The organism is Streptomyces sp. DH12 (assembly GCF_020873895.1).
GTDB lineage: Bacteria > Actinomycetota > Actinomycetes > Streptomycetales > Streptomycetaceae > Streptomyces.
The window spans coordinates 1-627 of the sequence record NZ_JAHWGT010000420.1; the positions used below are offsets into that span (position 1 = coordinate 1).

Below are 627 nucleotides of genomic sequence, written 5' to 3' on the forward strand. Positions count from 1 at the left end.
GTCCACACCCAGTCGGTCGGCCAGTTCGGCCACCGTGCGGGTGCCGCCCGACTGCAACAGCTCCAGCAGGGTCAGCACACGGGCGGCGGGTTGGGACATGGGCACCAAGCTAATGCGGATACCGGGCGGTTTCTGTCCGCTATTGCTCCTACGGTCGGCCGTGCACGCCATCCGTACGGCCGAGGAGTCTCCCCATGCAGTTCGCATCCGTCCGTGTCGTCACCGCCGACGTGGCCCGCCTCGTCGCCTTCTACGAACGCGTCCTGGGCGTCTCCGCGACCTGGGCCACGGAGCACTTCGCCGAGCTGAGGACCGCCGGCGCCACCCTCGCGATCGCCGGCACCGCCCCCGTCCCGATGTTCGCCCCCGGCTCCGCCCGCCCGGCGGACAACCACAGCGCGATCGTCGAGTTCCTCGTCGACGACGTGGACCGCCTCCACAAGGAACTGGCCGACGTCCTCACCGACGTCGTCAACGGCCCCGCCACCATGCCGTGGGGCAACCGCTCCCTGCTGTTCCGCGACCCCGACGGCAACCTCGTCAACTTCTTCTCCCGCTGACGGAGCGTGTGCGTCCGGTCACTGTCCGGGAATCGTCCGTAGCCGTCGGGACCGTATCCGCCGTTGG

General features: G+C 69.7%; 1 protein-coding gene and 1 pseudogene. One reads left to right on the forward strand and one right to left on the reverse strand.

From position 1 onward, the window contains the following. Window positions 1-99, reverse strand: a pseudogene (locus LPA54_RS34930) (transcriptional regulator); the annotation flags it as partial. Window positions 100-194: 95 nt separating this feature from the next. Here LPA54_RS34930 and LPA54_RS34935 point away from each other — a divergent pair. Beyond that, window positions 195-560 carry a VOC family protein gene (locus LPA54_RS34935; RefSeq protein WP_228984633.1) on the forward strand — a complete coding sequence of 122 codons (366 nt, stop codon included), beginning with the start codon at window positions 195-197 and terminating at the stop codon, window positions 558-560. Window positions 561-627: the final 67 nt, after the last annotated feature.

Excerpts from the sequence above, each read along its gene's own strand:
- LPA54_RS34935 (WP_228984633.1), top strand. The coding sequence starts at position 195 with ATGCAGTTCGCATCCGTCCGTGTCGTCACCGCCGACGTGGCCCGCCTC.